At 68.0% G+C, this 8,993-nt stretch carries 8 protein-coding genes and 1 pseudogene; 5 read left to right on the top strand and 4 right to left on the bottom strand.

The genetic code is table 11. The annotated features are described in order from the left end of the window. The 3 genes and pseudogenes from ACODRX_RS15015 to ACODRX_RS15005 form a co-directional block, all read left to right on the top strand. Window positions 1-284: pseudogene (locus ACODRX_RS15015) on the top strand (hypothetical protein); the annotation flags it as partial. Window positions 285-334: 50 nt separating this feature from the next. After that, window positions 335-1,006 carry an AzlC family ABC transporter permease gene (locus ACODRX_RS15010; protein WP_488872317.1) on the top strand — a complete coding sequence of 224 codons (672 nt, stop codon included), beginning with the start codon at window positions 335-337 and terminating at the stop codon, window positions 1,004-1,006. Beyond that, entirely contained in the window at window positions 1,003-1,314 is a 312-nt protein-coding gene (locus tag ACODRX_RS15005) for an AzlD domain-containing protein (protein WP_488872316.1), read from the top strand. Before ACODRX_RS15010 ends, ACODRX_RS15005 begins: the two co-directional genes overlap by 4 nt. A gap of 7 nt (window positions 1,315-1,321) precedes the next feature. Here the strand turns inward: ACODRX_RS15005 and ACODRX_RS15000 are convergent, their stop codons facing one another. The 4 genes from ACODRX_RS15000 to hemP form a co-directional block, all read right to left on the bottom strand. Next, window positions 1,322-3,157, bottom strand: coding sequence for a DUF3300 domain-containing protein (locus ACODRX_RS15000; RefSeq protein ID WP_488872315.1), 1,836 nt, complete (start codon window positions 3,155-3,157; stop codon window positions 1,322-1,324). A gap of 176 nt (window positions 3,158-3,333) precedes the next feature. After that, window positions 3,334-4,308: a tripartite tricarboxylate transporter substrate binding protein gene (locus ACODRX_RS14995; protein WP_488872314.1), complete on the bottom strand. Its 975-nt coding sequence runs from the start codon at window positions 4,306-4,308 to the stop codon at window positions 3,334-3,336. A 63-nt stretch (window positions 4,309-4,371) separates the two neighbouring features. Further along, window positions 4,372-5,460, bottom strand: a complete 1,089-nt coding sequence (locus tag ACODRX_RS14990) for a metallophosphoesterase (RefSeq protein WP_488872313.1) — start codon at window positions 5,458-5,460, stop codon at window positions 4,372-4,374. A 342-nt stretch (window positions 5,461-5,802) separates the two neighbouring features. Continuing rightward, a complete protein-coding gene (hemP, locus tag ACODRX_RS14985; RefSeq protein WP_488872312.1) occupies window positions 5,803-6,006 on the bottom strand; it encodes a hemin uptake protein HemP in 204 nt (67 codons plus the stop codon). A gap of 234 nt (window positions 6,007-6,240) precedes the next feature. Between hemP and rpsO the strand changes: the two genes are divergently transcribed. Then, the gene (gene rpsO, locus ACODRX_RS14980) at window positions 6,241-6,507 is read left to right on the top strand and encodes a 30S ribosomal protein S15 (protein WP_460479401.1); all 267 of its coding nucleotides are present in this window, start codon (window positions 6,241-6,243) and stop codon (window positions 6,505-6,507) included. Between the two features lie 204 nt (window positions 6,508-6,711). After that, window positions 6,712-8,904, top strand: coding sequence for a polyribonucleotide nucleotidyltransferase (gene pnp / locus ACODRX_RS14975; protein WP_488872311.1), 2,193 nt, complete (start codon window positions 6,712-6,714; stop codon window positions 8,902-8,904). The last annotated feature ends 89 nt before the right edge of the window (window positions 8,905-8,993 follow it).

Here is an 8,993-nt window from a genome sequence, read left to right as displayed (position 1 = left end):
AGGCCGTGGCCGCGGCAGCGGGTGCGGGGCCGCAGGCGGCGGCAGCGGCACTGGCCGGCATGGCCGATCCGCTGGCGCGCCTGGTGGCGGCCGGCGCGCTGGCTGCGCGCGGCCCGGTCGCCATGGCGGTGGTGCAGCAGGCGGTGGACACCGCTTCGGCCCAGGGCTGGAGCCGGCCGCTGATGGCATGGCTGCTCAACCAGCAGCGCCTTGCGCAGAAGCAGGGCGATGCGGCGCTGGCCGCCCAGGCGCGGCAGCGCCTGCAATTGCTGGTGCCGCGGTGATCGCGCCGGCACGGATCGGGGCGCTGTGGCGGCAGTCCCCCGCGTTTCGCATGGGGGTGTCCATCAGCGTGGCCACCGGGCTGTATGGCATTTCGTTCGGCGCGCTGGCCGTGGCCTCGGGCCTGTCGGTGTGGCAGGCCTGCGCGCTGAGCCTGCTGATGTTCACCGGCGGCTCGCAGTTTGCCTTCATCGGCGTGATCGGCGGCGGCGGGGGCGGCGCCGCGGCGCTGTCGGCCGCCAGCCTGCTGGGCGTGCGCAATGCGGTCTACGGCATGCAGATGGCCGCGCTGCTGGGCCCCCGGGGCCTGGCCCGGCTGCTGGCCGCGCAGCTGAGCATCGACGAGTCTGCCGCCACCGCGGCCGGCCAGGCCACGCCCGAGGAGCGGCGCCGGGGCTTCTGGACGGCCGGCGTGGGCGTGTACCTGCTGTGGAATCTGTTCACCGCGCTGGGCGCGTTGGCCGGCGACGCGCTGGGCGATCCACGCCGGTTCGGGCTCGACGGCGCGGCGGTAGCCGCTTTCCTGGGCCTGCTGTGGCCGCGGCTGCGCTCGCGCGAGCCGGTGGCCCTGGCGGTGCTGAGCGCCACGATCGCCGTGCTGGCCGTACCCTGGGTGGCACCAGGGATGCCTATATTGATAGCGGCACTCGCTGGTGCCATATGGGGCTGCTGCTCGAATGGCGAAAAGGCCGCGGCCCACTCCAGCGCTGGAGGCCGGCCATGAGCGGCGCCGGCCTGTGGTGGTGGATCGTGCTGGCGGCCCTGGTGGCCTGGGGCACCAAGATGCTGGGCTACCTGCTGCCGGCGCGCTGGCTGCACAGCCCGCGCATGGCCCGCATGGCCGGGGCGCTGACGGTGGCGCTGCTGGCGGCCTTGACCGCGCTGAACACCATGGCCGACGGCCAGCGCGTGGTGGCCGATGCCCGGCTGGCGGCCCTCGCGGCGGCGGCGCTGGCCCTGTGGGCGCGCCTGCCGTTCCTGGCGGTGGTGGTGCTGGGCGCGGCCGCCGCCGCCGTGCTGCGGTGGTGGTAGCCGTGGCCTAGCGCTCGTGGCGGTCGCCGCGCCGGCCTTCGCGCGGCTGCTGGTGGAAGGCCTGCTGCTGGTGGGCCTGCTGGTTCATCTGCTGTTGGCGCATCTGCTGCTGCTGGGCCTGTTGCATGGCCTGCTGCTGAGCGTGTTGCTGGGCCATCTGCTGCTGGTGCATCTGCTCTTGCTGGGCACGTTGCTGTGCCATTTGCTGCTGGCGCATTTGCTCTTGCTGGGCACGCTGCTGTGCCATCTGCTGCTGGTGCATCTGATCCTGCTGAGCATGCTGCTGGGCCATTTGCTGCTGGTGCATCTGCTCTTGCTGGGCACGCTGCTGCTCCATTTGCTGCTGGCGCATCTGCTCTTGTTGGGCGCGCTGCTGGGCCATTTGCTGCTGGCGTATCTGATCTTGCTGGGCATGCTGCTGCGCCATCTGCTGTTGGCGGCCCTGGTCGCGGGCCTGCTGCTGCATCAGATGCTGCTGGCGCGCCTGGTCTGGCGGCATGGCGGAGGGCTGCTGGCGCTGCAGCTGCTGCGCCATGCTCAGGCCGCGCGGCGGCTGGGCGCCGGGGGCGGCCTGCATGGGGGGCGCCGCGGCCGGTTGCGGCGGGTGGCGCTGGGCCAGCGCGGAGCCGCCCATTACGCCGGCAGCCGCCGCCGCGGCAGCAGCGGCGTTGATCGCGGGCCCATGGCCGGGGGGCTCGGCCAGCGCCTGGGCCGGGCGGCCCGCGTCGGCGCCGTGGTTGTTCACCCGTACGTTGTTGATGTTGTGGATGTTTTCCACCACGGTGGTGGAGTTCGATACATAGGTCTGGTGGTTGTAGACCACGGCGGGGCGGGCCAATGGCGGCGGCGGGCGCTCGCCCTGGCGCCAGTAGCCGGGCCGGCCCGGCTCGCCCCAGTGCATGCGCCACGAATCCCAGCCCCAGGGGCGGGGGTGGTCGATCACCTGGGTGACCGCCACGCCCACGCCAAAGCCGATCAGCCCGGCCACCACCGGCGTGGCGATGCCGCCGGCCAGCACGGGCGGAGGCGGGGCGGCGATATAGCTGTAGCCGCCGTAGACCGGCATGGGGTCGCCATAGACCACGGCCGGGTTGTACTGCGGCACGTAGACGGTGGACGGCTCGCTGGGCGCGATCTCGAAGAATTGCGGCGGCGGCGCAATCACCGGTGCGCTCACCGGCAGGGCGGGCGTGGCGTCGGAGGGCGTATAGCTTTCTACCGGCTGGGCATCGCTGACGAGCTTGACCTTCAGATGGCTGGAGTCCTTGAGCGAGCCGGCCTTGTAGGCACGGCCGCGCATCACCTGGATGGCGTTCATCACATCGGCCGGGTCGTTGTAGTAGGCCTTGCCCAGCGCGGTGGTCCAGGGCAGGTTCGATGCCATCTGCCCCAGCACGTTGGGAAACAGCGTGAGCGATTTGATCGATGGATCCCAGGGCTGGGCGTTGGCGGCGTCGCTCAGCGCGGCGGCCTTGAGCCCGGGGTTCTGCGCCAGCCAGGCCTCGGCGGCGCTGACCTGGTCGGGGTAGGTGGAGCCGGCCAGGATCTGCGCGACCAGCTTGTCGGGGTACAGCGCGATGGGCGCCACCATCTGGTAGAGCACCTCGGCCGAGGGCGGGGTGTAGGCCGCCTGCACCACGGCGGGCTGCGCCGCGGGGGCCGGGCTGGCGGCGGCGGGTTCGGCCGGGGCGCTGGCGGCCTTGCCTGCGCTGTCGTCATGGCATCCGGCCAGGGCCAGCGCCGCGGCCAGCGCCACGAGCCCGATACGGAAGCCGCCGCGGGCGGGACGGGGGGAGGGGGCTGCGGCGCCCGGGGCGGCGCAGCGGTCAACGGCATGAAGCATGGTGCTCTCCTGAGGGCAGGCAGATGGTGGCGGCCCGCTTGCCGGCGCCGCCCTGCTTGCTCAACGGAATGGTGCTGCTGCGGTTGACGATGCGGCGTCAGGCAAGTTCGGTTTCACCCGGGCTTTGCACTTCTTTAAGCCTGGCCTCAGATGGGCGGGGCACTTGCCGGCCGGTATCAGTCTTCCTTCATGCCGGTGGCCTTGACCACCGCCCCCAGGCGGGCGCGCTCCTCGTCGACGAATTTGACGAAGGCGGCGCGGTCACCGCCGATGGGCTCGATGCCCACGCCCTTGAGGCGTTCGACGGTTGCCGGGTCTTTCATCGCCTTGTCCACCGCCGTGGCCATCTTGTCGAGAATGGCGGCCGGTGTGCCGGCCGGCGCGTGCACGCCGGCCCAGTGGGCGATCTTCAGGTTGCCAAAACCCTGCTCGCCGGCGGTGGACAGCTGCGGATAGGCGGAGATGCGCTGCGACCAGGTGGTGGCCAGCGCCTTGAGCTTGCCGCTCTTGAGGTAGGGCAGCACGACGATGCTGGCTTCGGAGGTGGCCTCGATCTGGTTGCCCAGCACGGCGGCCACCGACTCGGAGCCGCTCTTGTAGGGCACCAGGTCGAGCTTGGCGCCATATTGGGATGCGAGTATGCCTTCGACGAAATGCGGCGTGCTGCCGATGCCGGCGGTGCCGAAGTGCAGGCCCTGGCCGGCCTTGGATTTCTCGACGAAGTCCTTCAGGTCCTTGTAGGGCGAGTTGGCCGGCACGATGATGACCGACGGCGCCAGGCCGATCATCGCCACTGGGGTGAGGTCGCCGTCCTTGTAGGGCACCTTGCGGATCATGCTGTTGGAGACCACGCCAGCCGCGCTGATCAGGAAGGTGTAGCCGTCGGGCTTGGCCTTGGCGACGATGTCGGTGCCCAGCACCGCGCCGGCGCCGGGCTTGTTGTCCACCACGATGGGCTGGCCCAGTACCTTGGAGGCGCCTTCGGCGGCGGCGCGCGCCATCAGGTCATTGGCGCCGCCGGCCGAGAAGGGGACGACGAAGCGGATGGGCCTGTCCGGCCATGCATCGGCCGCCTGGGCCGGCAGCGCGGCGATGCAGGCCGTGGCGGCCAGGGCCGCGCAGGCGATGAGTGAACGGCGAGTTGTGTGCATTTATGTGCCTTTCGGGTTGGATATGAACGGGCATCCGGCGCAGCCGCCAGGCGCGCCGGATGCCTATTTTGCCGTGGCCAGCGCGCTGTCGGCCGCGAAGCTGGAGGTGTCCACCAGCCGGCCGTCGTCGAACATGAGCTGGCGCTCGGGCCAGCGCAGCGCGGCGAGCTTGAAGTCCAGCTCCGGCGCGCGGCCGGCGCGCCGGGCGGTCCAGCGGGCGCCGACCGAGTAGTCGACGCAAAACACATTGTGGCGCTTGCCATGCCAGGCAAACGGGGCGATGTGGGCGAACATGTCCATGTCGCCCTTGCCCAGCAGCTTGCGGTCCACCGGCTGCACCCGGCGCCAGTAGTGGCCCACCACCACGGGCGTGGGGTCGGCGTATTCGTCCCACCAAGCCACGCGTTCGACGAAGCGCCACTTGCCGCCGGCAAAGAAGGGCTCGCGCCCGCGCCGCTCCACGCCACAGGTCAGCACCTTGAGGGGGTTGAACATCGACTTGTTGAGCTCGTTGTCCGCATGGGCTGCCATGAAGGGCGGGGCGAACTGCTCGTCTTCGATGCTGTGCGGCCAGGCGGCCTTCTCGCCGTCCATGCGCTCACGGATGCCGAGCATGCGCGCATGGGCGGCCGCGGCTTCCTCGAGCGCGTCATAGTCGCTGGCGATGCTGCCGGGCGTGAGCATGCGGGCAGTGGCGATCTTTGAATCTATCCAGGCGGCATGCACCACGCGCAGGTCGTCGCGCTCCAGGGCCAGCGGCAACTGCTGCAGGAAGGCCGGGATGGCGAGCCGCTCGGTCTGGGTGGTGCGCACGTAGGGGGCGTATTTGTGGTTGTCGGATTCCACTCGCTCGTCGAAGTACCAGCCGGCGCCATCCTTGGCATCGCCGCGCAGCAGGTTGATTTCGTGGTTGCCGAGCACGGCGGCCGCCCTGCCGGCATCGACCCATTGCCCGATCTTGTGCAGCACGGCCGGGCTGTCGGGGCCGCGGTCGCAGAAATCGCCGACGAAGACCAGCGTGCGCTGCTCGGGGTGGTGCGCATCGGCGTCATAGCCCAGGTGATGCAGCAATTGCATCAATGCGCCATATTCGCCGTGGATGTCGCCAACGATGTCCAGGGGCCCCTCGGGCAGCGGTCGAACCAAACTCATAAGCTCCTTTCAGGCTGTGGCCACAGCCGGCGCGGAAATCAAATGGGTTTGAGTCTTGAAGGCGCGTGGATGCGGCGGAGGGTAGCTGTGCAAGAGCGGTGCGGGCTGTAAGCGCGGCAGGTCTCGCAGCCCCCATTTTAGGCACGTGCCGGGGGCGCCATGCGCGTGGGTTTAAAAATGCCTCCACGCTTGCCCACTGCGTGTAGCCGCTGCCCCTACGCCGGGTGCCCCCCGAGGGGGTTGCTTTTTTCCTTGGGGCGGCCCGGCGGCAAAAAAGGCTTGGCTGTGCGGCCAATCCGTTGGCTGGCCAATGCGACCTTGAGGTCGCCCCACGATGAAACTCTATTTGGTCAGGATCAGCTTGCCGAGCTTGGTGGCCTGCAGGCGGTAGATGGAGCCGTTGTGCTGGATGGTCACGGCCTTGTTGCCGCGCAGCAGGTCCTGGCTGTCGAGCAGCTGCGGCAGCGCGGGCGCATGGTTGGCGGCATGGCCCTGGCGGCTGCCTGTGGCCGAAAGCGCGCTGGGAGAGGTGTGCATGGCGTTCATGGCTGGGTAGGTGGCAAAAGATTTTCGATAATGATAATAGTTCTCATTTATGGGGCAAGCAATGCCTGTGCTGGGCATAGGGATATCTGCGGCAGGGCGGCCTGGGCGGCGGCCGTGGCGCGATCGTTTATAATCATTGGGTTTTGCATGGTGCAAGACGCACGCCAGACGCTTTTCCAGCGCTGGCGCAAGTAACATGAACGCGGCGCGCTGCGTTCCAACAAGGAAAAACCAATGATCGCCTCTTCCATCAAGGCCGAAGTCGTCAAGGCCAACGCACGTTCCGCTAGCGACACGGGCAGCCCGGAAGTGCAGGTCGCACTGCTGACCGCACGCATCAACGAACTGACCCCTCACTTCAAGCAACACGCCAAGGACCACCACGGTCGCCGCGGCCTGCTGCGCATGGTGAGCCGTCGTCGCAAGCTGCTGGACTACCTCAAGTCCAAGGACGCTGACCGTTACACCGCGCTGATCGCCAAGCTGGGCCTGCGCAAGTAAGCCTGGTATTTAATGGGAACGCCTGAGTTAGCACGCTAGCTCAGGCGTTTTTTACTTCGGAGGGTATACGGCAGAGCGAAGCTGTGTCATTCCAGTGCTGCGAAATTTGTAGCTGCAAGTGCAGCACTGGAATGGCATCGTGTTCTGTTTGTCCTCCAAAACCAAGCTGGATGAGTGCATCCAGCTATTCATCGAGGAGCTGAAATGAGCATGTTCAACAAAGTAACCAAGACCTTCCAGTGGGGCAAGCACCAGGTGACCATGGAGACGGGCGAGATCGCCCGCCAGGCCTCCGGCGCCGTGCTGGTGAACATCGACGATACCGTGGTGCTGGCCACGGTGGTGGCTTCGAAGTCGGCCAAGCCCGGCCAGGACTTCTTCCCGCTGACCGTCGACTACATCGAGAAGACCTATGCCGCCGGCAAGATTCCCGGCAGCTTCTTCAAGCGCGAAGCCAAGCCCAGCGAGCTGGAGACGCTGACCAGCCGCCTGATCGACCGCCCGATCCGCCCGCTGTTTCCCGAGGGTTTCTACAACGAGGTGCATGTGGTCATCCACACCGTCTCGCTGAACCCCGAGGTGGATGCCGACATCGCCGCGATGATTGCCGTGTCTGCCGCGCTGTCGGTTTCCGGCATTCCTTTCAACGGCCCGATCGGCGCCGCGCGCGTGGGCTACATCAACGGCGAATACGTGCTCAACCCCGGCCAGACCGAGCGCAAGAACAGCCAGATGGACCTGGTGGTCGCCGGCACCGAGGCGGCCGTGCTGATGGTGGAGTCCGAGGCGCTGCAGCTGCCCGAGGAAGTGATGCTGGGCGCCGTGGTGTACGGCCACGAGCAGGGCAAGGTGGCGATCAACGCCATCCACGAGCTGGTGCGCGATGCCGGCAAGCCGGTGTGGGACTGGCAGCCGCCCGCCAAGGACGAGCCGCTGATCGCCAAGGTGTCCGAGCTGGGCGAGGCCAAGCTGCGCGACGCCTACCAGATCCGCAACAAGCAAAGCCGCACGCAGGCCTGCCGCGAAGCCTATGCGGCAGTCAAGGCGGGCCTGGCCGAGCAGGGGGTGGAGTTCGATGGCGTGAAGGTCGATGCCATGCTGTTCGACATCGAGGCGCGTATCGTGCGCAGCCAGATCCTGGCGGGCGAGCCCCGCATCGACGGCCGCGACACGCGCACCGTGCGCCCGATCGAGATCCGCTCCTCGGTGCTGCCGCGCACCCATGGCTCGGCCCTGTTCACCCGTGGTGAAACGCAGGCGCTGGTGGTGTCCACGCTGGGCACCGAGCGCGATGCGCAGCGCATCGACGCGCTGGCCGGCGAATACGAAGACCGCTTCCTGTTTCACTACAACATGCCTCCCTTCGCCACTGGCGAAGTGGGCCGCATGGGCTCGACCAAGCGCCGCGAGGTCGGCCACGGCCGCCTGGCCAAGCGCGCCCTGGTGGCCTGCCTGCCGAGCAAGGACGAGTTTCCCTACACCATCCGCGTGGTGTCGGAAATCACCGAGTCCAACGGCTCCTCGTCGATGGCTTCGGTGTGCGGCGGCTGCCTGTCGATGATGGATGCCGGCGTGCCGATGAAGGCGCATGTGGCGGGTATTGCCATGGGCCTGATCAAGGAGGACAACAAGTTCGCGGTGCTGACCGACATCCTGGGCGACGAGGACCACCTGGGCGACATGGACTTCAAGGTGGCCGGCACCACCAACGGCATCACCGCACTGCAGATGGACATCAAGATCCAGGGCATCACCAAGGAAATCATGCAGGTGGCGCTGGCCCAGGCCAAGGAAGCGCGCATGCACATCCTGGGCAAGATGCAGGAGGCTGTGGGCGAGGCCAAGACCGAGGTGTCCAGCTTCGCGCCCAAGCTCTACACCGTCAAGATCAATCCCGAGAAGATCCGCGACGTGATCGGCAAGGGCGGCGCCACCATCCGTGCGCTGACCGAGGAAACCGGCACCCAGATCGACATCGCCGAAGACGGCACGATCACCATCGCCGCAACCGACAGCGCCAAGGCTGACGAAGCCAAGCGCCGCATCGAGGAAATCACCGCCGAGGTGGAGATCGGCAAGGTCTACGAAGGCCCGGTGGTCAAGATCCTCGACTTCGGCGCGCTGATCAACCTGCTGCCCGGCAAGGACGGCCTGCTGCACATCAGCCAGATCGCGCACGAGCGCGTCGAGAGGGTGTCGGACTACCTTACCGAAGGCCAGGTCGTGAAAGTCAAGGTGCTGGAGACCGACGACAAGGGCCGCGTCAAGCTGTCGATGAAGGCGCTGCTGGACCGTCCGGCGGGTGATCGTCCTGCTCCCGCCGAGCGCGGCGAGCGTCGCGAACGCCGCAGCCAGGAGGCGGCCCCCGACCAGCAGCAGCAACAGCAGCAGCAATAAGCGCTGCAAGTGAAGCGGCCAGGCGCGGGCAAACCGTCCGCGGCCTGGCGTTTTTGCCGGCGGTTTCGCCGGTGCAAAGGATGTTGGTG

Source organism: Comamonas sp. FG99, assembly GCF_057808605.1.
The sequence above is the reverse complement of the archived record's forward strand: the minus strand, read 5'-3'. Positions and strand labels throughout refer to the sequence as shown.

What these genes read in the sequence shown, in the direction of transcription:
- ACODRX_RS15010 (WP_488872317.1), top strand. Translation starts at nt 335, where the DNA reads ATGGGGGTGTCCATCAGCGTGGCCACCGGGCTGTATGGCATTTCGTTC.
- ACODRX_RS15005 (WP_488872316.1), top strand. Translation starts at nt 1,003, where the DNA reads ATGAGCGGCGCCGGCCTGTGGTGGTGGATCGTGCTGGCGGCCCTGGTG.
- ACODRX_RS15000 (WP_488872315.1), bottom strand. Translation starts at nt 3,157, where the DNA reads ATGCTTCATGCCGTTGACCGCTGCGCCGCCCCGGGCGCCGCAGCCCCC.
- ACODRX_RS14995 (WP_488872314.1), bottom strand. Translation starts at nt 4,308, where the DNA reads ATGCACACAACTCGCCGTTCACTCATCGCCTGCGCGGCCCTGGCCGCC.
- ACODRX_RS14990 (WP_488872313.1), bottom strand. Translation starts at nt 5,460, where the DNA reads ATGAGTTTGGTTCGACCGCTGCCCGAGGGGCCCCTGGACATCGTTGGC.
- hemP (WP_488872312.1), bottom strand. Translation starts at nt 6,006, where the DNA reads ATGAACGCCATGCACACCTCTCCCAGCGCGCTTTCGGCCACAGGCAGC.
- rpsO (WP_460479401.1), top strand. Translation starts at nt 6,241, where the DNA reads ATGATCGCCTCTTCCATCAAGGCCGAAGTCGTCAAGGCCAACGCACGT.
- pnp (WP_488872311.1), top strand. Translation starts at nt 6,712, where the DNA reads ATGAGCATGTTCAACAAAGTAACCAAGACCTTCCAGTGGGGCAAGCAC.